Here is a 19,620-nt window from a genome sequence, read left to right as displayed (position 1 = left end):
AGCCGCTATTTCATCTCGAAGCCCCTGTCGCGCAGGAAGTCGCGCATATGGGGGCGAAGTTTGGTGGAGAATAGCTGCGTGAGTTGTTTTGACCAGGTCGTGTCTTTTTTGCCGGCGGTGCGCGCCTGGTAATAGGCATGCATGGTGTTGTCGTATTCCGCCACCAACGCCACGTCCTGTTCATCTTCGTAGTAGTCCTGCTTCAGGATAGCCGCCATGGGCAGCCGCGGTTTGATTTCCGGCTTCTGGTCAGGGTAGCCAATGCACATACCAAACACCGGGTACACATGGTCCGGCAGGCGAAGCAGTTTGCTCACTTCGGCAGGGTCGTTGCGAATGCCGCCGATATAACAGACGCCCAGCCCCTCCGCTTCTGCCGCCGTAGCGACGTTCTGGGCAACCAGCGTAGTATCGATACTGGCAACCAGTAATTGCTCGGTGGTGCCTCTGACCACCTCGGTACCAGTACGCTCGGCGGCATCCGTGGGCCGCTTCATATCCGCGCAGAACACCAGAAAATGCGAGCACTCCGCCACATACCGTTGGCCTCCGCTCAGCTCCGCCAGGGCTTTGCGGTTTTTCTTGTTGGCGACATGAATAATGGAATAGGCCTGAACGTGACTGGAGGTGGCAGCGCTCTGGCCGGCACGAATCAGCTCTTCGAAAAGCTCGTCGCGAATCTTCCAATCCTGGAATTTACGTATCGAACGGTGTGACTTGAGCAGTTCAATCGTCGGGTTCATGCTACCCTCTTTCTCATCCTGAGGAATTAAATATCCTGCCATCGCTTTGCAGAATTCGCAAAGCACGTTTTATAGCATGTCGTTGCTCGGTTAAGGAAGTCAGTCCCCCACCGAACAGGACAGAATCCGAGACAGGTGACTGTAGGGCAGACCGGTTTCGCGATGCCAGTCGTTGAAGGCCTGCTGCGCCTGAACCAGGGCTTTCTTGCTGCCGGGCGTTGCATCCAGGCGCTCTTCACGATGAAGCCCGGCGACCACATCCGACGACAGGATAAAGCCATCCCAGCCAACCCGTCGCAGGAAATACTGGGCAGTGTTGCCGCCCAACCGCGCGCCGTGGCGCTTGAGCCACATCAGCAACCCGACCTGGTCCTCCGAAGGCCAGTGGCTGAGGAAAGCTCCGAAATTCCCATGCTCCCTGGCACCCTCCACAATCATCCGGGCATTTTCCGGCACGGTGCGGATTTTCTGCATGTTCCTCACAATCCGCTCGTCACGGGCCAGTTCCTCCAGCACATCCGGTGGCACCTGCTGCCAATAAAGCGGCACAAACCCCTTGAACGCCGCTTCGAAATCGGGCCACTTGTTCTCGATTACTCGCCATACGAAGCCTGCCTTGAAGACACATCGCGTAACCTCCGACAGGTAGCGGTCGTCGCCCAGGGCTTCCAGTTCGCCAGGCTCAGCGACCCTTGGCAGGAGCGCACGTAGTTCCACTTCTCCGCCTTTGCGGGCGGCCGCCTGATTGTAGATTCTGGCAAAGGACATGGAATATCCTAAATCTGGTTGTAGGATTGAAGGAGTGTGGTCCACTATAAAGGAAACCAATCCGGTCAGGGAGTCATGCTAATGCCAACGATAGGATGGGTCTTTCTTCTCGGTGCCATTGCCCTGGTACTTGGCGGACTGTTCATGCTGAGGGATAGCGGCAAGATGCCGATATCGAAGGAAAAGATGAAAAAGATCCAGGAGCGTAAGGCGGAAATTGAGGCCGAGGAAAGCGCGGAGGACAGGGAGCAGTGGTGACTCGCTCACGGTCGTGAGCGCACTGCACTCACAACCAGCCTCAGGAACCGTCCGCCGGAACCAGTCGCACCATGACACTCATGGGTTGCGATTCGGTTCCCTGCTGGGAATGTGACCCGAAAAGATTCGACCACTCACCCTGCTCTAAAACCAGCGTAGCCTGCCCAGTACTTTCGCCATTACTGGTTGCGTATGTACCGATATAGTTGAATTGAAGCTGCCCGGAGGGATCATCCACCATGTTGATGTCATACCCGAGGGAAAACTCCCGGGAAGCAACAAACCCTTTATCCTCGGCAGACACGCCCACCTTCAAGACTTTTGACTCATCCAGAAATCCGGGCAACAACTCGGATGGAGAGCTTTCGGGGTTTGTGGCCTGGCACTCGCAGTAACGGATCTCCAGAAGCAGCGGTTTTTCTGCAATATAGTCTTCAGGTGCGGGTCTGTCGGCGAGACTCAGGCCGGGGAGGGCACATAGTGCAAGCGGAATGAATACCCTGATTAGGAGTGATATTTTCCTTGGCATGTTGGTTCCTTCCACATTGCTCGGGGGGACGTTATCAAATTAGCGCTCACGCACTCCGCAGGTCAATCATAGGGGGCGGTCTGCGGCCAGCCCTCCGGCGAGTCCTCCCACGTTTCCTGACGGCCAAAGGGGGCCAGGTCCAGGTAGGTCCAGTGACTGCCAAAGTACTCGACGCCGCGTGCACCCGTATCGGGTCAGCGCACGGAACATACCAAAACAATAGCCTAAGTAGTGCGTGGCGCAAACATGATGATTGCCATGCCAACCAGCGCTACCGCCGAACCAATCAGATCCCAGTGGGTTGGCCGAATGCCCTCGACCACCCATAACCACATAATTGCCATGAAGATGTAAGCGCCGCCATATGCAGCATAGACTCTGCCGGCAGCGGTCGGATGCAGTGACAGCAGCCATGCAAAGGCTGCAAGGCTCAGCGCTCCTGGCACCAGCAGCCAGACGGACTTACCCTCACGAAGCCAGAGGTAAGGTAAATAACAGCCAATGATTTCTGCCAGCGCGGTGGCTAGAAAGAGGCTGACCGTTTTCAGTTCAGGCAACACAGGTAATCCCCTTCCCGTTTCTAATCACCGAAAAGACCAAGCTATCATACTGAGGGGTTCCTGTGAGAAAGGCACAAAAAAAGCGCCGTACTCACAGAGCAGGGCACTTTTTTCAGTAAAGGGGGCTTATGCTTTCGGCCCGGCCTCTACAATGGCGTCGGAAACATCGAACTTCTTGAAGTTCTCGACAAACTGGCCGATCAGTTCGGCAGCCTTGGCGTCGTAGTCTTCCTTGCTGGCCCAGGTATTGCGCGGGTTCAGCAGGTTGTTGTCTACGCCAGGGACGTCTACTGGCACCTCCAGATTCAGGGTGGGGAGGTGCTCGGTTTCGGCATCGTCCAGGTCGCCATTCTGGATGGCGGCGATAATGCCACGGGTGGTGGGAATGCTGAAGCGCTCTCCCACGCCGTAGGGGCCGCCGGTCCAGCCGGTGTTGACCAGGAAGACCTTGCTGCCGAACTCATCCATGCGCTTCATCAGCAGCTCGGCGTAGACGCCGGCCGGACGCGGGAAGAATGGTGCACCGAAGCAGGTGGAGAAGGTGGCTTTCAGCTTGGAAGAGGAGCCCATTTCCGTAGAACCCACCAGTGCGGTGTAGCCACTGAGGAAGTGGTAGGCGGCGGCTTCCTTGCTGAGGATGGACACGGGCGGTAGTACGCCGGTCATGTCGCAGGTCAGGAATACGATGTGTGACGGTTCGCCGGCCCGGTTTTCAAGGACACGTTTCTCAACGTGCTCCAGCGGATAGGCGCAGCGGGAGTTTTCCGTAAGAGAAACGTCGGTGTAGTCCGGTTCGCGGGTCTCCGGGTTGATGGTGACATTTTCAACCAGGGCTCCAAAGCGGATCGCATCCCAGATAATGGGCTCGTTTTTCCGGCTCAGGTCAATACACTTGGCGTAGCAGCCACCTTCGATGTTGAAAACAGTGCCGGGGCCCCAGCCGTGCTCGTCGTCACCAATCAGGAAGCGCTCCGGATCGGCCGACAGGGTGGTTTTGCCGGTACCGGAGAGACCGAAGAACAGGCAGGTTTCGCCGTCTTCGCCCACGTTGGCGGAGCAGTGCATCGGCAGCACGTCTTTTTCCGGCAGCAGGAAGTTCTGCACTGAGAACATGGCCTTTTTCATCTCGCCGGCGTAATGCATGCCCGCCAGCAGTACCTTGCGCTTGGCAAAGTTGATGATCACGGTGCCGTCGCTGTTGGTGCCGTCACGCTCGGGCACGCATTCGAAATTGGCAACGTTGAGGATCTGCCATTCCTGCTTGTCGGCCGGGTTGAAGGTCTCCGGGCGAATGAACAGGTTCTGGCCGAACAGATTCTGCCAGGCGGTCTCCGTGGTCATGCGTACCGGGAGATAGTGTTCCGGGTCAGAACCGACGTGCACATGGCTTACAAAGCTGTCTTTCTCGGCGATGTAGGCTTCCACGCGGTCCCAGAGGGCATCAAACTTTTCCGCGTCGAACGGGCGGTTGATGGGGCCCCAGTGGATGTCGTCAGAGGTGCTTGGCTCCTCCACGATGTAGCGGTCCATCGGGGACCGGCCGGTGCGTTCGCCGGTTTTTACCACCAGTGAACCATTTGCGGCCAGTTGGCCTTCGTGTCTTTCCAGTGCTAACTCGATCAGTCGTGCTGCACACAGATCATTATAAGTGTTACTCACTTCGACCTCGCCCTCGGGATGTGATCGTGACTGCTCAGGCCGTCCCCCCTGAAAATTGACGGAAATCTGAGCAATCGGGTCAGTTCAGGCGCGCTATTATGCCAGAGACGCCGGTAAAAAACGACTGCCCCGGAAGCCGCGCTACCACTGGCTTCCGGGCCATTCAGCCGGGTATTCAGTGTAACGTATGACCGGTGAAAAGATGATCAATGTCATTTCTATCGAAGCGATAGTGGGCGTGACAGAACTGGCAATCCATCTCGATGGAGCCCTGTTCTTCCAGGATACTGTAGCACTCGGCCTGGCCGATGGCCTCCAGCGCGCCCAGGGTTCGTTCCCTTGAGCAGCTACAGCGGAAGGCGACCGTTTCGGCGTCGAACAGGCGCACGGTTTCTTCGTGGAACAGCCGGTGGAGCAATGTTTCGCTGTCCAACCCCAGCAGTTCCTCGGGTTCCACGGTGCTGGCCAGGTGGTTCAGGCGGTCCCAGAGGTCGGAATCCTGCTCGGTAGTGCCGGGCATTTTTTGCAGCATCAGGCCGGCACTGCGGTTCTCGTCGGCAAACAGGAAGAAGCTGGTGGGGATCTGCTCAGAGCGCTCGAAGTATTCTTCCAGACAGCCGGCCAGGTTTTCTTCTTCTCTGGGCACTACACCCTGATAGCGCTGCCCTTTGTCCGGCGAGATGGTGATGGCCATGCTGCCTTCACCCAGCAGCGCGTCCAGGGATTCCTCGGTAACGGCGTGTTCGTCGTATCGGGCCAGGCCCCGGATGAAGTGGTCGTGGCTGCATTCCGCCATCAGGGTACGTAGTGGCCCTTTGCCCTGGGCCTGTAAAGAGAGGGTGCCTTCAAATTTGAGGGTGCTGCTCATCAGTACGCTGGCGGCCAGGGATTCCCCAAGAATGCGCCTTACAGAGTCGGGATACGGCGCCTGGTTACCAATTTCACTGTAGCTATCGTTGAGCTTCACCCAGGCTCCCCGGACCTGGCTGTCTTCAAAAATAAATCGCTGGAACTGGTCCCGGGATGCCATGGTGTTTTCTCCTGAGCGTTAGAATCGGAATTGGTAATCTGTGGGGCGGGACATCAAAGCCCGTTCTGTTCGCGGAAGCGCTGGATATCCCGGCGGTCCTTCTTGGAGGGACGTCGGGCAGGGGGCAACTGCGCTGCCTGCATCGTTTTGCGCTGCCACGAGAGTTCTTCCCGGCGTTTCACGCTGTCGTCGGTTTCGTGGTAGAGCTTCTGGGCTTCCGGAGCACCCCGGCGACGTTCGCTGATGTCATCCACGATGACAATGCGCTCCTGCCATCCCTGCCGCAGGGTGACCTTGGCGCCGGGCTCCACCAGCTTTCCGGGTTTGGTTCGCTGGCTGTTGTAGTGAACCTTGCCCCCTTCAATGGCCTGTTTGGCGAGGTTGCGGGTTTTGTAGAAGCGTGCCGCCCACAGCCATTTGTCTAGTCTTACGCGGTTGTCGTCAGTGGTGGTTGCCGTCATGTCTCCTCACCTGATGAGCGTATAGCCATAGTATAGCTGGCTCACTGGCCGGATGGCAGGGTCTGGCGCTGACGCAGGGCAGGCAGGACTTCATCGAAGTGATGAATCGAGGGGATATCCGGGTGTTTGTCCCGGGCTGCCTGCTTGCTGTCCGGTGCGAGGATCGCCAGGCACTGGGCTATGCCGGCGGTACGGGCACTCTCCAGCACCGGAAAACTGTCGTCTACCATCAGGGTGGCTGCGGGCCGATAGGTTTCGAGTTGGGCCAGATCACGCCAGAAGGCCGGATCTTCCTTGGGTTTGCCTAACTGGTGGCTGGAGATGATGTTGTCCACCCGGGTGTCGAGACCGGTGCGCTGTAGCTTCAGGCTGAGCGGGTCGGGGTGGCAGTTGGTCACGATAACGGAGCGCAGGCCGCTGCTCCTAACCGCATCGAGAAAATCGGTTACATGGGGCCGGTAGCCGATGCGTTCGCCCACTTCTGCCTTGAGGCTGGTAATGTCCAGCTCCAGCCGGTCGCTCCAGTAATCGGTGCAGTACCAGTTGAGGGATCCGCGCTCGGCCATAATCATGGGGATAACGGTGTCGCGCGCTTCTTCAGGGCTGAGGTTGTTGTATTCGGCGTAGCGCCTGGGCAGGTGCTCGAGCCAGAAATGATTGTCAAAATGCAGGTCGAGCAGTGTTCCGTCCATATCCAGGAACACGGTATCGAGGGATTGCCAGTTCACCATAAACAAAAACAGCCTGAAGTTGGTTAAACCTCAGGCTGCCGAAGAATGCTTGAATTGGCAAGGCGGGATTTTACGGATCAGTTCTGCTCAATGGTTTCCGGCTTTTTGCCAGTGCGGGTGCAGCCAAGGCAGCGCACAAAGGTGGCCTTGGCCGGGCCAACTACCAGAACGTCGCCAGCTTCAGCGGCATTACCACCGAGGGCAGAGAACGGCAGGGATACCAGATAAACGGCACTGCCAATGATGGTGGTGGCAAGCAGGGCCGGACGAACAAACAGGGCATCACCGGTCATTGCCAGCGCAGAGGGCTCTTCATCGATGGCCTGAGCATGGCCGACAGAGGAAAACGCCAGCAGGCAAACCGCTACGGCTGTAATAACGATGTTGGAAATTTTACCGGTCATTTCTTGTTACTCCTGGCGATAACTGGCGATAAATCTACAACTTATTGTAGCTTACAATTATGGATACTCTGTTAACTATGAATCATATTTGCGCATTTTCAAACGAATTTTCTGTTTCAATAGTTGTCTGAGCGCGGTCTAGCGCTGACATTTGCCACAATAAACCGTCGAGCGCTGGTTCATGCGTATTTCCTTCAGCGTGTGCCCGCATTCCTGGCAGGACTCACCGGTGCGGCCGTACACCAGCAGCGACTGGGCGAAGTAGCCGGGTTTGCCGTCGCTGTTTACGAAATCCCTGAGAGTGGTTCCGCCCATCAGAATCGCAGCGCTGAGGGTTTCGCGGATCGCTTCCACCAAACGGTTGTAGCGGTCCAGGCTGATGCGGCCGGCGGCGCGGCGGGGGTGGATGCCGGCCTTGAACAGCGCTTCGTTGGCGTAGATGTTGCCCACACCCACCACCACATGGTTGTCCATAATGAAGGATTTGACGGGCGTTTTCTTGCCCCGCGACACGCGGTAGAGCAGGCGGCCATTAAATTCCGGTGCCAGGGGCTCCGGGCCCAGGCTGGCAATCAGCGGGTGCTGCTCAGGGATTTCAGACCACAGCCAGCAGCCAAACCGGCGCGGATCATTGAAGCGAAGGCGAACACCACTGTCCAGCTCCAGTTCAACGTGGTCATGCAGCAGTGGTTCGCTCTGGTCAGTGATCACCCGCAAGCTGCCGGACATGCCCAGGTGCACGATGAGTGAGCCGGCGACGGTGGCGGAGCGAACCCCGATCAGCAGGTATTTTGCCCGGCGGTCCACGGTCTGGATCACGGCGCCTTCCAGCAGTTCCTTCAGGTTACCCGGAACGGGCCAGCGCAGGCGGCCATCCCGCACGGTCACCCGGGTAATAGTCCGGTGCTCGCAATAGGGCGCTATGCCACGGCGGGTGGTTTCAACTTCGGGTAATTCGGGCAAGGGGTCTACTCCAGCGACTGAGGCGGTAACGGATAAGGGTAATCAGTAACAAATTGGCATCCAAATACGGTTGTTCCAGCTAACAAGTGTACGCTAAAGTGGCCAGATACGGTTGTTGGGCAGTACCGGATCCGTCAGGCCACAGGTTTTCTGCCGGGCCTTGTCATGCACTTTGCAACCTTATGATTTCGAAAGAGGAAAACTCTATGTGGTACAACGGTCTTCTGGACCTTTCGGTGATGCAGCTGATCCTGGTTGCGCTGGGGCTTACCCACATCACAATCATCAGCGTTACGCTTTACCTGCATCGTCATTCTGCCCATAACTCGCTGGATCTGCATCCGGTGCTGGCGCATTTCTTCCGCTTCTGGCTGTGGCTGACCACGGCACAGAACACCAAACAGTGGACCGCTATCCACCGTAAACATCATGCCAAGTGCGAAACAGAGGAAGATCCCCACAGCCCGGTGGTTTTGGGTATTCGCAAGGTATTGCTTGAAGGTGCCGAGCTGTACGACGAGGCCGGCACGCCGGAGACGCTGCAGCGTTATGGCCAGCGCACTCCCGAAGACTGGGTTGAGAATAAGGTATACAGCCGTTACCGGATGCTGGGGATCCAGTTGATGGCGGTGATCGACCTGCTGTTGTTCGGTGTTCACGGTATCTGGATCTGGGCGGTTCAGATGATGTGGATTCCGGTATGGGCTGCCGGTGTGGTCAACGGTATCGGCCACTTTATGGGATATCGCAATTTCGAGTGCGCCGATAATGCCCGTAACATTTCGCCCTGGGGAATCCTGATTGGCGGCGAGGAGCTGCATAACAACCACCACACTTATCCCAACTCTTCCAAGTTGTCACGGCGCTGGTACGAAGTGGACATTGGCTGGGGCTACATTCGTCTGTTCCAGCTCTTCGGGCTGGCAAAGCCCAAGGGTTTCAAACCGATTGCGCATTATGTGCCCGGCAAGCAGGAAGTGGATGTGGAGACCGTGCAGGCGATCACCAACAGCCGGTTCGATATTATGCGTCAGTACCGCAAGCGGGTGATGGAGCCGGTGTTGCGACAGCAGAAATCGCTGATGGACGAGGAGATTCGCCCCCGGTATCGCAGCCTTAAGCGTTTGCTGTCCCGTGAGGTAACGCTGATCAAGCCCAAGGAGAAGGAGCATCTGGAAACGGTGCTGGAGCGCAATGCGGTGTTGCGGCAGATCTATGAGAAGAGCAATGAGCTGCAGGAGCTTTGGCGCCGTCGCGGTTTGAAGCCGCAGGATAAGCTGAATGCGTTGATGGAGTGGTGCCGGGAGGCCGAGGCCAGCGGTATTCGCTATCTCGAAGACTTTGCGGCGCATTTGCGGGCTTATTCTTTGCGACCCTCTCCCTAAGTAGCCTGCTGGTGTAGGTGGCTGGTCCCGAGGTAGGTGCCTTTTCTTCTGGGAAAAGAACTCGCTTCGCTCAGACACCTTTTCCCGGCAGAAAAGGCACCCACCCCGAGACCGATCTGACCGCACCGGGATAGTCGCTGCGGTTTCTTAAGACAGGTTCCGATTCTTCCACTCTGAATAAACAGTAGGTCACCTGGCCTGCTGTTTTTTGTCGGTGTAGCGTCCAGTTGGCGGGTGCTGTGGGTGTCGACATCTCGCTTTCGTGTTCCACATATATCCAGCTTCCCGGTTTTACCCAGCCATTGTCCGCAATCAGCGGGAACAGTTTCTCCAGCCAGCCCTGCCTGAATGGTGGGTCCATGAAAAGAATGTCGAACGGTTTGGCGGGTGGCTGGGCCAGATAGATGTCGACGTTCTGGCAGACCACTTCTCCTTTATCTGATTTCAAGAGTCTCAGGTTGCTGCGCAGGGACTGGGCCAGTTCCGGGGTGTGGTCGACGAAGACGGTTGTGCCGGCACCCCGGGAGAGGGCTTCGAGGCCGAGGGCGCCGGAGCCGGCGAAGAGGTCGAGGCAGTGGCTGCCGGCGAGGTGAAACGACAGCCAGTTGAACAGGGTTTCGCGGGTACGCGCGGGGGTTGGACGCACGCCGCCAGCTTCGGGGAAGCGGAGTTTTCGGCTGCGCCAGTCGCCGCCGATGATGCGCAGTTCGCCGCCGCTGGCTGGCCTGGGTTTCTGGTTGCGCGCCATGGTGCAGTGGGCCTCTTTTTCGCGGAGTCTGGTTATTCGCGGGTTTGGGTAGCGCCATGTTACGAAGGTTTATCGGGCGAGTCACCCGCGGCCATCACTTAGGGCATCCAGTCTGCTAGAATACCGGCTTTCTTTCATCCCGCGAATCGACAACCAATGGTATGACTATGACGGCAGAGTGGATTGCTATCGGCCTTCTGGCCCTTCTTGTTCTGGTGTTTGTTCTGGATGTGGCGGCCAACCGGCGGCGTGTGCCGCGGCCGAAGCCTGTGCCGCAGAAAAAGCCGGAAACCCCTGAAGGTGCTGCGCCCAAGGCTGGTGAGGCGAAGGAAGCAGCGCCCGATAGTGCCCCGGCTGCCGAAGCGCCCGTTGTGGAGGAAGTTCCCGCGGCGCCTGAGCCAGCTCCAGAGCCAGAGCCAGAGCCAGAGCCTGAAGCACCTCAGGTCAGTGTCTTCGAGCGTATCCGGCAGGGTCTGGGTAAAACCCGGGCCAACCTGACCGGTGGCCTTGCCGACCTGTTCTCCGTCGGCAAGAAAGTGGATGAGGACCTGCTGGAGGAAATTGAAACCACGCTGCTGATGGCCGATGTGGGCGTTACCGCTACTTCGGAAATCATCGAATCGTTGACGGACAAGCTTCAGCGTAACCAGCTCAAGGACGGCGAGGCCTTGCGCAAGGCTCTGCGGGAAGAGCTCCATGGCCTGCTGGCAGACGTCACCAAACCCCTGGAAATCGACACCGCCAAAAAGCCCTATGTGATTCTGATGGTCGGCGTGAATGGCGTCGGTAAAACCACCACCATCGGTAAGCTCACCAAGCTGTTCCAGCGCGACGGCAAGTCGGTAATGCTGGCGGCGGGGGATACCTTCCGGGCGGCGGCGGTTGAGCAGTTGCAGGTGTGGGGCGAGCGCAACAACGTGCCTGTGGTGGCCCAGCATACCGGTGCTGACAGCGCTTCAGTGATCTTTGATGCTGTCCAGTCGGCCCAGTCCCGCGGGGTGGATGTGGTCATCGCCGACACTGCCGGCCGTCTCCAGAACAAGGACAACCTGATGAGCGAACTGGAGAAGGTGGTCCGGGTCATCAAGAAGCTGGATGATACCGCACCCCACGAGGTGATGCTGGTGCTGGATGCAGGCACCGGCCAGAACGCCCTCAGTCAGGCCCAGGTATTCCAGCAGGCCGTGGGTGTCAGTGGTATTACCCTGACCAAACTGGACGGTACTGCAAAGGGTGGTATTGTGTTCGCCATTGCCCGGCAGTTGGAGCTGCCCATCCGCTACATCGGTGTGGGTGAGCAGGTAGACGACTTGCGCAGCTTCGACGCCCGCACCTTCGTGGATGCGCTGTTTGACGAAAACTCCTGATAATACCCCAGAGAAGTAACCCTCGATGATCGAGTTCCGCCAGGTCACCAAACGCTACGACAGCGACCATACCGCGCTGCGCCAGGTCAATTTCGGCCTGGAGCGCGGTGAGCTGGCGTTCCTCACCGGCCACTCCGGCGCCGGTAAAAGTACATTGCTCAAGCTGATCATGGTGATGGAGCGTCCCAGTGCCGGGGAGGTGATTGTGGGCGGGCAGGTGCTCAATACCCTGCCGCGCCGTCAGGTGCCCTATATTCGCCGCCACATCGGGGTGGTCTTTCAGAATCATAAGCTGCTGTTTGATCGCACCGTGTTCGACAACGTCGCCATGCCCCTGGAAGTGATGGGCACGCCTGCCCGGGATATCGGCAGGCGCGTTCGTGCGGCCCTGGACAAGGTCGGTCTGCTGAGTAAGGAAAAAATGAACCCGTTGCAGCTTTCCGGGGGTGAGCAGCAACGGGTGGGTATTGCCCGGGCAGTTGTAAACAAGCCGCCGGTGCTGCTGGCCGATGAGCCTACCGGTAATCTGGACCCGGAGCTGTCGGCTGACATCATGCGGCTGTTCGCGGAATTCAGCCAGGTGGGGGTGACGGTATTGATCGCCTCCCACGATATTGCCCTGATCAACGACCTCGGGCGCCGCAAGCTCACCCTTGACCACGGACGGCTGGTGTCTGGCGTTGGGCCTGCGGGAGGCCTGCATGGCTAATGATCCCCGCAGACAACAGACCCGGGGCGCGAAAAGTGCCCCCTCGCCGTGGCGCGAACAGGCCGAGAGCTACCTGAGCCATCATCGCAGAGTGGCCCGGGACAGCGCACAGCGGCTGTGGCAGTCTCCGATTGCCAGCATGATGACCTGGACGGTCATGGGCGTGGCCCTGGCATTGCCGGTGGCGCTGATGTTGTTGTTGGCCAGCCTGGAAGGCGTCAGTGCTGGCTGGGAAAGCTCCGCACGGGTGACTGCCTATCTGAACGATTCCGTCTCTATTGAAGAGGCTCGGGCCATTAAGGCGAAAGTCTCTGACGACAGCCGCGTGGCTGGCGTAGAGTTGATCGATCGGGATACGGCATTGGATGAATTTCGCGCTTCTTCCGGTCTTGAGGATGCTCTGGATTACCTGAACGAGAATCCATTGCCCCACACATTGCTGGTTACGCCCAGTGAAAGCTCCCGCACTGCAGATGGCGTGGAGATGCTGCTGACAGTGATTGAAGGGCTGGACGGTGTTGAGCGCGTGCAGGTGGACCTGGGGTGGTTGCAACGGTTGAATGCGATGACCGACCTTCTGGGTCGGGCGGTCTGGGTCCTGGCACTGTTGCTGGCGGCTGCAGTGGTGCTGGTGATCGGTAATACCGTGCGCCTGGCCATCGAAAACCGCCGCGACGAAATTCTGGTGGCCAAACTGGTGGGTGGCACGGATGCCTTTGTGCGCCGACCATTTCTTTATACCGGCGCCTGGTTTGGTCTTGGAGGTGGTATAGTTGCGTGGCTGCTGCTTCAGATATCGCTCTGGTGGCTCAGTGGGCCGGTTGAGCGCCTGGCAGGGCTTTATCGCAGCGAGTTCTCTCTTAACGGCCTGACCTTCGACGGTGGGCTGGCGTTGATAATTGCAGCCATGCTGCTAGGCTGGTTGGGGGCGTGGGTGGCCGTCAAGCGCCACCTTGATGATATTGAGCCCGGCGAAATAGCCGGCGGGTGATCTCCGGTCTCGGTAATGCCGTATTGGAAACAGTTCTGCTTTCGAAGTAGCGTGGACGCAGATTGAAGCAGTGATCAGATGCTCAGCTTGTTGATTTAAAACGTATTAATGTGAATGCAGGGAACTTTCAGGATACTTGGCGGTCCCAGTGCGAGTTGATATATTTACTGGTCGTCATGTTCGGAGGAGAAGACATGGGTACGAACTTACAGGTCATCGACAGACTGGTTCCGGGCGCGAATCTGGAATCCTATATCCAGGCGGCCAGCCGTATTCCGGTGCTGTCTGTCGAGGAGGAGCGCAAGCTTTCAGAGCGGCTGCATTACGAAGGTGATGTGGATGCTGCCCGCGAGCTGGTTCTTTCGCATCTGCGCTTCGTGATCCATATTGCCCGCAGTTATGCCGGTTACGGCCTGTCTCAGTCCGATCTGATTCAGGAAGGCAATGTGGGCCTGATGAAAGCGGTCAAACGATTTAATCCGGAATATGGTGTCCGCCTGGTTTCCTTTGCCGTCCACTGGATTAAAGCGGAGATTCACGAGTTCATTCTGCGTAACTGGCGCATCGTGAAGGTGGCGACCACCAAGGCTCAGCGTAAGCTGTTCTTCAACCTGCGCAGCCAGAAGAAGCGTTTGGCGTGGCTGAGCCACGATGAGGTAAACGCCGTCGCCAGTGATCTTGGTGTAGAGCCAAAGGTGGTTCGTGAAATGGAGGGCCGCCTGGCCTCTCACGACACAGCGTTCGACGGGCCCCAGGATGATGACGACGATAATGCCTACCAGGCACCGGCGTATTACCTGGAGGATCACCGTAGCAATCCGGCTACTCAACTGGAGCAGTCGGACTGGACGGATGATTCCAATGGCCGCCTGATGTCGGCGCTGGAATTGCTGGACGAACGCAGCCAGGATATTCTGCGTGAGCGCTGGTTGTCTGACAGCAAGTCTACGCTGCATGAGCTGGCTGACCGTTACGGTGTCTCTGCCGAGCGTATTCGTCAGTTGGAAAAGAACGCCATGAAGAAGATTCGTGCGCAGATGACGGAAGAAGCTGCCGCGTAAGCCAGAAACAACTCCGGCTTTTGTCAGAACGCCACCACCCTTACGGGGTCGGTGGCGTTTTTGTTTGTATAATCGAACCTTGATTCGGGGATCAAAAAGTCATGACCAATAAACGTTTGCACATTGCCTTTTTAGGTGTCGGACTGATGGGTACGCCCATGATCCGCAACCTGCTGGACGCCGGTTTCCCAATGACATTGTGGAATCGCACTGCGAGCAAATGCGATCCTTTCAGAGGCGAGGCAGTGATTGCTGACTTCCCAAAGGACGCGGTGCGGTATGCCGATGTGGTCATCACCATGCTGGAAAACAGCGACGTAGTGGACAGTGTGATGGTGGAACAGGGTGGTATCGGCGCGCTCAGGGCCGGGGCGGTGTATATTGACATGAGTTCGGTTCAGCCTTCGCTGGCGCGCCGCCACGCGGACCTGGCCCACGAACGGGGTGCGGGCTATGTGGATGCGCCAGTGTCGGGTGGTACCGTGGGGGCTGAACAGGCAACGCTGAGCATTATGGCCGGTGGCTCTGAAGCGGACATCGAACGGATGCGGCCAGTTTTTGAAGCACTGGGAAAGTGTACGCCGATTGGCCCCGTGGGTGCCGGACAGCTGGCCAAACTGGCCAATCAGGCGATTGTGGGGATTACCATTGGGGCGGTTTCGGAGGCGTTACTGCTGGCGGCGAAGGGTGGCGCCGATCCTGCTGCCGTGCGGGAGGCTTTAATGGGTGGCTTTGCTGGCAGCCGGATTCTGGAGCTGCACGGCCAGCGGATGATTGATCGCGACTTCTCCCCCGGTGCGCCTGCGCGTATACAGCTCAAGGATCTGCGCATGATTCTGGACGAGGCACGCTCGGAAGGGCTGACCCTGCCGCTGGCGCAGCAGGTGCACAATGAATACCAGAGCCTCGTCGCCAACGGCCATAGCGATGTGGACCACAGTGGCCTGTTGCTGGAACTGGAACATCTCAACGGTGCTCTTCTGGGCACCTCGCCAGCCATCAAACGTAAGGGATAAACCATGCCTGCATTCGCCGCCAATCTGTCCATGTTGTTTACCGAGGCGGATTTTCTGGATCGCTTCCGGCTGGCGCGGGAGGCGGGGTTTAAGGGCGTGGAGTACCTGTTTCCCTACGACTGGGCAGAAGAAGACCTGAAGCGTGAGCTGGAGAGCAATGGACTGACGCAGGTGCTGTTCAATCTGCCTCCCGGCGACTGGAGCGCGGGGGAGCGTGGTATTGCCTGCCTTCCCGATCGCGTGGAGGAATTCCGGGAGGGCGTGGGCCAGGCTATCCGCTATGCCCGGGCCCTGAACTGCAAACAGGTCAACTGTCTGGCAGGCATCTGCCTTGACACCCTGGATGAGTCCCTGGCCTGGCAAACTCTGGTCGATAATGTGAGTTATGCTGCCGCCCGGCTTGAGGACGAAGGTATGACCCTCTGCCTGGAAGCCATCAACTCGAGGGTGGATATACCGGGTTTCTTTCTGGACACCTCCGCCCGGGTGATACAGTTGATTGAAGCGGTTGATGCTGGCAACGTGAAGTTGCAGTACGACCTGTACCATATGCAGATTATGGAAGGGGATCTGATCCGTACAGTGGAATGTCTGCTGCCCTGGATTGCCCACATCCAGTTTGCGGACAATCCCGGCCGCCATGAGCCTGGCACCGGGGAGATTAACTTTTGGAATGTTTTCGCGGCTCTCGACCGCATGGGGTATGGTGGCTGGGTGAGCGCGGAATATCGCCCCAGTCGCGAGACGGTAACAAGTCTGGGTTGGTTTTGGGAGAGAGCGTGACCGTCGCCATTGGCGACACCCTCTTACAAGATCGTAACTGGCCGGCAACCGATGTTCTTCGTACCCTAGCTGTTAATGTAATCCGCTAATCAGGAGGATAACCGGTGAAAGCACTGGTAATTGAAGACGATCAGGACGTGGCAAACTACCTTGTTAAAGGGCTGAAAGAGTCTGATTTTGTCGTGGATCATGCGGCGGATGGCAAGGACGGAATGATGATGGCCGCCAGCGAAGATTACGACATCATGATTGTTGATCGCATGCTTCCGGGTATGGATGGCCTGTCGATTATCAAAACGGTGCGTGCCACCGGTAATCAGGTGCCAGTGCTGATCCTCAGCGCCCTGGGAGATGTGGATGACCGCGTGGAAGGCCTGCGTGGTGGCGGCGACGACTACCTGACCAAACCCTTCTCGTTTACTGAACTGCTGGCCCGGATTGAATCCCTGGTGCGCCGTAACCGCCAGTCTGCCGAAACCGAGACTGTGCTGAAGGTAGCGGATCTGGAAATGGACCTGCTGGCCAGGACTGTAAAGCGGGCAGGGCACAATATTGACGTTCAGCCCCGGGAATTCCGTCTGCTGGAATATCTGATGCGCAATGCCGGCCAGGTGGTCACGCGCACCATGCTGCTTGAGAAGGTATGGGATTATCACTTCGACCCGCAGACGAATGTGATCGATGTGCATATCAGCCGTCTGAGGGCAAAAATCGACAAGGAATTCGATACCCCATTGCTGCAGACCATCCGGGGTGCAGGATACATGTTGCGTGAAACTGCTTAGCCAGCTCAGAACCTCATCGTTTCAGTTAGCCCTGCTGTACATGGTGGTGTTCGCCACCTCGGTTTTTCTGTTGTTGGCGTTTATCTATTGGCGCACAGCCGGGTTCATGACTGCCCAGACGGATGAAACCATCGAGGCCGAGATTGCCGGCCTCGCTGAGCAATATCGTGGCAGCGGTATCAATGGACTTATTTCCATTATTCGCGAACGCGTTGCCCGCGACCCCAACGCCAAATCCATTTACCTGCTCACCACCGACGACTTTCTCAAGCTTGCCGGCAATGTAGAGACCTGGCCGCAGGGCTCACGCTCGGAAAGTGGCTGGATCAATTTCACGCTGGATGAATCTGTAGGCTGGACCGGCCCCGAGCGCCTGGCCCGTGCACGTATCTTCGAGGTTCAGGGCGGTCTGCGTTTGCTGGTCGGTCGTGATGTGGACGAACTTACCAATCTGAAAAAAGTGATCGAAACGGCCATCAACTGGGGTATGGGGATTACCCTGGCACTGGCGCTGCTGGGCGGATTTCTGATGAGCCGAAGTACCACCCGGCGAATTGAGGTAATCAACAATACCTCCCGACGAATTATGAACGGGCACCTCTCCCTGCGCATACCTACCCGGGGTACTGATGATGATTTCGACCAGTTGGCCGAAAACCTCAACCAGATGCTGGACCGGATTGTCTACCTGATGGAAGGTATACGGCACGTCTCCGACAGTATTGCTCACGACCTGAGAACACCATTGACCCGCCTGCGTAACCAGCTGGAAAACACCTTGCTGTCTGTAGACCACGACGAAGCGCGGGATCAGGCGGGCAAAGCGGTGGCCGAGGCAGATCAGTTGTTGGCAACCTTCAACGCCCTGCTGCGAATCGCGCGCCTGGAAACCCGTGGCAACGCTGCCGATATGAAACAGGTGGCCCTGGGGGAGTTGGTGAGCGATGCCTGCGAACTATACGAGGCCCTGGCGGAAGATAAGGACCAGGACTTCGAGCAGTCGCTGCAAGAGCAGGTAGTGATTGAAGGTGACCGGGATCTGTTGTTCCAGATGGTCAGCAATCTGATCGACAACGCCATCAAATACACCCCCGAAAAGGGCAAGATTCGTGTCAATGTTCGCAAGGAAGGGACTGATGCCATCTTCGAGGTGGGGGATAGTGGTATTGGCATTCCCGACGAAGAAAAAGACCAGGTTTTCCAGCGTTTCTACCGGGTGGGCAAAAGCCGGTCCCTGCCGGGAAATGGCCTCGGCCTCAGTCTTGTCAGCGCCGTGGCCGAGATACACCAGGGAGTTATTTCCCTCAGCGATCATCACCCCGGGGAAGAGTACCCGGGGCTAATGGTGACCGTTCGTATGCCGGCCTATTCCCCGACCCGGAAACGCCTCAAGGATACCCAGACGCTGCCGGGTTCGGAAACCGGAGAACAAGCGTCTCCGGGCGAACTTAAAGGTGCATGATCAGTGGTCGGAAACGCCCCGGAACTGATGTACACGGCTGATCAGAGGCTTGATCAGCGAATCAGTGCGGGTTTCGATCACGGTCAGCAGGCCATCAAACTGTGAGCGGCGACGATCAAACTTTGCCTGAATGCTGTCCCACTCGCCTTCCAGATGCTTCTGTTCGAGCATGATGAACGCGGCCAGGTTGTGGCGGTTCAACTTACCGGTAATGCCATACTGATCAAGCTGGTAGCCAATACTGTCCAGGCCGTTTAACGCTGTATTGATGAGTTTTTGCGTGTTCATTTCAGGTGCCCCGTTTGTTCAGAAATTGTCCAAAGTGTCGACCAGTGAAAGCTTCACTCGTTAGTACGCTTATTTGACTTGGACGTTAACGCTACTCTCTAGAGTGAACAACCTAATTCCCGCCCTGAAAAAAACGTAATCGTGCGGCCACTGCGGTGTAACCTCGACTGTGCAGAATGGAGGGTGTAGTTATGGAAGCCGGCGGAAACTCCGCTTGCTTCTCCCTCCAGCACAGCGCTAGCCTTACCCCGTTTTTACGGGGTTTTTTTATTTCTACGCGATGATTTTTCTATGGCCAGAACCCGCTACATAACAGCGGAGGGCGAAAATGCCCTGCGTGAAGAGCTGCGCTACCTTTGGAAGGAGAAGCGGCCGGAGGTCACCCAGGCTGTGCGTGAAGCCGCCGCCCAGGGCGACCGATCAGAAAATGCCGAGTATATCTATGGCAAGAAACAGCTTCGGGAAATCGACCGGCGCGTCCGCTTTCTGAGCAAGCGACTGGACGAACTGACCGTGGTGGACCGGCTGCCTGAGGATCGCGACAAGGTATTCTTTGGCGCCTGGGTGACCATCGAGAACGAGGAAGGTGCCGAAAGCACCTACCGACTGGTCGGGCCTGACGAGTTCGACCTGTCGCGCGGATATCTGAGTATCGACTCTCCCATGGCTCGCGCCCTTCTGGGTAAGCGTATTGACGATGAGGTGGGCGTGCGCACTCCGGATGGCTGGACCCATGTTGTCATTACCCGCATTCGTTACGAGCCGCTCACGCCCGACAAGTGAGGAGTGTCACAAAACTGGCGACCGCCCGGGTTTTTTGTCGTGTTTGGCGATAGACTGATCAAAAATTGTCAGTCAGGTGCCCCGGCACGACAGGGAATAATAAAAGGCAATGGCTATGGGCGGATTCGATTCAATC

The 19,620-nt window shown here is 57.5% G+C and carries 23 protein-coding genes; 11 read left to right on the top strand and 12 right to left on the bottom strand.

Features of this window, described 5'->3' with window-relative positions; all coding sequences use genetic code 11:
* Positions 1 to 5 precede the first annotated feature (5 nt).
* Both nfsA and FO268_RS06560 read right to left on the bottom strand, forming a co-directional pair.
* The gene (gene nfsA, locus FO268_RS06565; RefSeq protein WP_150990919.1) at positions 6 to 743 is read right to left on the bottom strand and encodes an oxygen-insensitive NADPH nitroreductase; all 738 of its coding nucleotides are present in this window, start codon (positions 741 to 743) and stop codon (positions 6 to 8) included.
* A gap of 99 nt (positions 744 to 842) precedes the next feature.
* Complete coding sequence (locus FO268_RS06560) at positions 843 to 1,511, bottom strand: DNA-3-methyladenine glycosylase I (protein ID WP_150990917.1); 669 nt, start codon at positions 1,509 to 1,511, stop codon at positions 843 to 845.
* A gap of 81 nt (positions 1,512 to 1,592) precedes the next feature.
* Here FO268_RS06560 and FO268_RS06555 point away from each other — a divergent pair, with 81 nt between their 5' ends.
* Entirely contained in the window at positions 1,593 to 1,769 is a 177-nt protein-coding gene (locus FO268_RS06555; protein ID WP_114611755.1) for a DUF2897 family protein, read from the top strand.
* A 40-nt stretch (positions 1,770 to 1,809) separates the two neighbouring features.
* Here the strand turns inward: FO268_RS06555 and FO268_RS06550 are convergent, their stop codons facing one another.
* The 8 genes from FO268_RS06550 to mutM all read right to left on the bottom strand — a co-directional run bounded on the left by FO268_RS06550 (position 1,810) and on the right by mutM (position 8,106).
* Positions 1,810 to 2,298, bottom strand: a complete 489-nt coding sequence (locus tag FO268_RS06550) for a hypothetical protein (protein ID WP_150990915.1) — start codon at positions 2,296 to 2,298, stop codon at positions 1,810 to 1,812.
* Between the two features lie 224 nt (positions 2,299 to 2,522).
* The gene (locus FO268_RS06540) at positions 2,523 to 2,855 is read right to left on the bottom strand and encodes a YnfA family protein (RefSeq protein WP_150990913.1); all 333 of its coding nucleotides are present in this window, start codon (positions 2,853 to 2,855) and stop codon (positions 2,523 to 2,525) included.
* Positions 2,856 to 2,984: 129 nt separating this feature from the next.
* The gene (locus tag FO268_RS06535; RefSeq protein WP_150990911.1) at positions 2,985 to 4,517 is read right to left on the bottom strand and encodes a phosphoenolpyruvate carboxykinase; all 1,533 of its coding nucleotides are present in this window, start codon (positions 4,515 to 4,517) and stop codon (positions 2,985 to 2,987) included.
* Positions 4,518 to 4,692: 175 nt separating this feature from the next.
* Positions 4,693 to 5,547 carry an Hsp33 family molecular chaperone HslO gene (gene hslO, locus FO268_RS06530; protein WP_150990909.1) on the bottom strand — a complete coding sequence of 285 codons (855 nt, stop codon included), beginning with the start codon at positions 5,545 to 5,547 and terminating at the stop codon, positions 4,693 to 4,695.
* Between the two features lie 53 nt (positions 5,548 to 5,600).
* The gene (gene hslR, locus FO268_RS06525; RefSeq protein ID WP_150990907.1) at positions 5,601 to 6,008 is read right to left on the bottom strand and encodes a ribosome-associated heat shock protein Hsp15; all 408 of its coding nucleotides are present in this window, start codon (positions 6,006 to 6,008) and stop codon (positions 5,601 to 5,603) included.
* A 41-nt stretch (positions 6,009 to 6,049) separates the two neighbouring features.
* On the bottom strand, positions 6,050 to 6,739 hold the full coding sequence (gene yrfG / locus FO268_RS06520) for a GMP/IMP nucleotidase (RefSeq protein ID WP_150990905.1): 690 nt from the start codon (positions 6,737 to 6,739) through the stop codon (positions 6,050 to 6,052).
* A 77-nt stretch (positions 6,740 to 6,816) separates the two neighbouring features.
* Entirely contained in the window at positions 6,817 to 7,143 is a 327-nt protein-coding gene (locus FO268_RS06515) for a hypothetical protein (protein ID WP_150990903.1), read from the bottom strand.
* Between the two features lie 138 nt (positions 7,144 to 7,281).
* Positions 7,282 to 8,106 (bottom strand): bifunctional DNA-formamidopyrimidine glycosylase/DNA-(apurinic or apyrimidinic site) lyase, encoded by an 825-nt coding sequence (gene mutM / locus FO268_RS06510; RefSeq protein ID WP_150990901.1) that lies wholly within the window; start codon positions 8,104 to 8,106, stop codon positions 7,282 to 7,284.
* Positions 8,107 to 8,312: 206 nt separating this feature from the next.
* Between mutM and FO268_RS06505 the strand changes: the two genes are divergently transcribed.
* Positions 8,313 to 9,491 carry a DesA family fatty acid desaturase gene (locus FO268_RS06505; protein WP_150990899.1) on the top strand — a complete coding sequence of 393 codons (1,179 nt, stop codon included), beginning with the start codon at positions 8,313 to 8,315 and terminating at the stop codon, positions 9,489 to 9,491.
* Between the two features lie 70 nt (positions 9,492 to 9,561).
* Here FO268_RS06505 and rsmD read toward each other — a convergent pair whose 3' ends face one another.
* A complete protein-coding gene (gene rsmD / locus FO268_RS06500; RefSeq protein ID WP_150990897.1) occupies positions 9,562 to 10,239 on the bottom strand; it encodes a 16S rRNA (guanine(966)-N(2))-methyltransferase RsmD in 678 nt (225 codons plus the stop codon).
* Positions 10,240 to 10,406: 167 nt separating this feature from the next.
* Here rsmD and ftsY point away from each other — a divergent pair, with 167 nt between their 5' ends.
* The 8 genes from ftsY to FO268_RS06460 all read left to right on the top strand — a co-directional run bounded on the left by ftsY (position 10,407) and on the right by FO268_RS06460 (position 18,413).
* Entirely contained in the window at positions 10,407 to 11,606 is a 1,200-nt protein-coding gene (gene ftsY, locus FO268_RS06495; protein ID WP_150990895.1) for a signal recognition particle-docking protein FtsY, read from the top strand.
* 25 nt (positions 11,607 to 11,631) lie between these two features.
* Entirely contained in the window at positions 11,632 to 12,315 is a 684-nt protein-coding gene (ftsE, locus tag FO268_RS06490) for a cell division ATP-binding protein FtsE (protein WP_150990893.1), read from the top strand.
* The gene (gene ftsX, locus FO268_RS06485; RefSeq protein WP_150990891.1) at positions 12,308 to 13,306 is read left to right on the top strand and encodes a permease-like cell division protein FtsX; all 999 of its coding nucleotides are present in this window, start codon (positions 12,308 to 12,310) and stop codon (positions 13,304 to 13,306) included. The genes ftsE and ftsX overlap by 8 nt, the downstream gene beginning before the upstream one ends.
* A 194-nt stretch (positions 13,307 to 13,500) precedes the next feature.
* Entirely contained in the window at positions 13,501 to 14,367 is an 867-nt protein-coding gene (rpoH, locus tag FO268_RS06480) for an RNA polymerase sigma factor RpoH (protein ID WP_150990889.1), read from the top strand.
* 101 nt (positions 14,368 to 14,468) lie between these two features.
* On the top strand, positions 14,469 to 15,383 hold the full coding sequence (locus tag FO268_RS06475) for an NAD(P)-dependent oxidoreductase (protein ID WP_150990887.1): 915 nt from the start codon (positions 14,469 to 14,471) through the stop codon (positions 15,381 to 15,383).
* A gap of 3 nt (positions 15,384 to 15,386) precedes the next feature.
* Positions 15,387 to 16,166, top strand: coding sequence for a hydroxypyruvate isomerase (gene hyi, locus FO268_RS06470; protein WP_150990885.1), 780 nt, complete (start codon positions 15,387 to 15,389; stop codon positions 16,164 to 16,166).
* A 104-nt stretch (positions 16,167 to 16,270) separates the two neighbouring features.
* On the top strand, positions 16,271 to 16,951 hold the full coding sequence (locus tag FO268_RS06465; RefSeq protein WP_137436320.1) for a winged helix-turn-helix domain-containing protein: 681 nt from the start codon (positions 16,271 to 16,273) through the stop codon (positions 16,949 to 16,951).
* Entirely contained in the window at positions 16,938 to 18,413 is a 1,476-nt protein-coding gene (locus FO268_RS06460; protein WP_150990883.1) for a sensor histidine kinase, read from the top strand. The genes FO268_RS06465 and FO268_RS06460 overlap by 14 nt, the downstream gene beginning before the upstream one ends.
* Here the strand turns inward: FO268_RS06460 and FO268_RS06455 are convergent, their stop codons facing one another.
* Positions 18,414 to 18,701 carry a hypothetical protein gene (locus FO268_RS06455; protein ID WP_150990881.1) on the bottom strand — a complete coding sequence of 96 codons (288 nt, stop codon included), beginning with the start codon at positions 18,699 to 18,701 and terminating at the stop codon, positions 18,414 to 18,416.
* Between the two features lie 291 nt (positions 18,702 to 18,992).
* On the opposite strand from FO268_RS06455, the gene greB reads away from it, so the two are divergent.
* Positions 18,993 to 19,484, top strand: coding sequence for a transcription elongation factor GreB (greB, locus tag FO268_RS06450; protein WP_150990879.1), 492 nt, complete (start codon positions 18,993 to 18,995; stop codon positions 19,482 to 19,484).
* The last annotated feature ends 136 nt before the right edge of the window (positions 19,485 to 19,620 follow it).

The sequence above is a fragment of the Marinobacter denitrificans genome (genome assembly GCF_008795955.1).
Taxonomy (GTDB): Bacteria; Pseudomonadota; Gammaproteobacteria; order Pseudomonadales; family Oleiphilaceae; genus Marinobacter; species Marinobacter denitrificans.
The sequence above is the reverse complement of the archived record's forward strand: the minus strand, read 5'-3'. Positions and strand labels throughout refer to the sequence as shown.

Excerpts from the sequence above, each read along its gene's own strand:
- hslR (WP_150990907.1), bottom strand. The coding sequence starts at position 6,008 with ATGACGGCAACCACCACTGACGACAACCGCGTAAGACTAGACAAATGG.
- FO268_RS06455 (WP_150990881.1), bottom strand. The coding sequence starts at position 18,701 with ATGAACACGCAAAAACTCATCAATACAGCGTTAAACGGCCTGGACAGT.
- hslO (WP_150990909.1), bottom strand. The coding sequence starts at position 5,547 with ATGGCATCCCGGGACCAGTTCCAGCGATTTATTTTTGAAGACAGCCAG.
- ftsE (WP_150990893.1), top strand. The coding sequence starts at position 11,632 with ATGATCGAGTTCCGCCAGGTCACCAAACGCTACGACAGCGACCATACC.
- greB (WP_150990879.1), top strand. The coding sequence starts at position 18,993 with ATGGCCAGAACCCGCTACATAACAGCGGAGGGCGAAAATGCCCTGCGT.
- nfsA (WP_150990919.1), bottom strand. The coding sequence starts at position 743 with ATGAACCCGACGATTGAACTGCTCAAGTCACACCGTTCGATACGTAAA.
- ftsY (WP_150990895.1), top strand. The coding sequence starts at position 10,407 with ATGACGGCAGAGTGGATTGCTATCGGCCTTCTGGCCCTTCTTGTTCTG.
- FO268_RS06475 (WP_150990887.1), top strand. The coding sequence starts at position 14,469 with ATGACCAATAAACGTTTGCACATTGCCTTTTTAGGTGTCGGACTGATG.
- FO268_RS06560 (WP_150990917.1), bottom strand. The coding sequence starts at position 1,511 with ATGTCCTTTGCCAGAATCTACAATCAGGCGGCCGCCCGCAAAGGCGGA.
- ftsX (WP_150990891.1), top strand. The coding sequence starts at position 12,308 with ATGGCTAATGATCCCCGCAGACAACAGACCCGGGGCGCGAAAAGTGCC.
- FO268_RS06515 (WP_150990903.1), bottom strand. The coding sequence starts at position 7,143 with ATGACCGGTAAAATTTCCAACATCGTTATTACAGCCGTAGCGGTTTGC.
- FO268_RS06555 (WP_114611755.1), top strand. The coding sequence starts at position 1,593 with ATGCCAACGATAGGATGGGTCTTTCTTCTCGGTGCCATTGCCCTGGTA.
- rsmD (WP_150990897.1), bottom strand. The coding sequence starts at position 10,239 with ATGGCGCGCAACCAGAAACCCAGGCCAGCCAGCGGCGGCGAACTGCGC.
- hyi (WP_150990885.1), top strand. The coding sequence starts at position 15,387 with ATGCCTGCATTCGCCGCCAATCTGTCCATGTTGTTTACCGAGGCGGAT.
- FO268_RS06505 (WP_150990899.1), top strand. The coding sequence starts at position 8,313 with ATGTGGTACAACGGTCTTCTGGACCTTTCGGTGATGCAGCTGATCCTG.
- yrfG (WP_150990905.1), bottom strand. The coding sequence starts at position 6,739 with ATGGTGAACTGGCAATCCCTCGATACCGTGTTCCTGGATATGGACGGA.
- FO268_RS06550 (WP_150990915.1), bottom strand. The coding sequence starts at position 2,298 with ATGCCAAGGAAAATATCACTCCTAATCAGGGTATTCATTCCGCTTGCA.
- rpoH (WP_150990889.1), top strand. The coding sequence starts at position 13,501 with ATGGGTACGAACTTACAGGTCATCGACAGACTGGTTCCGGGCGCGAAT.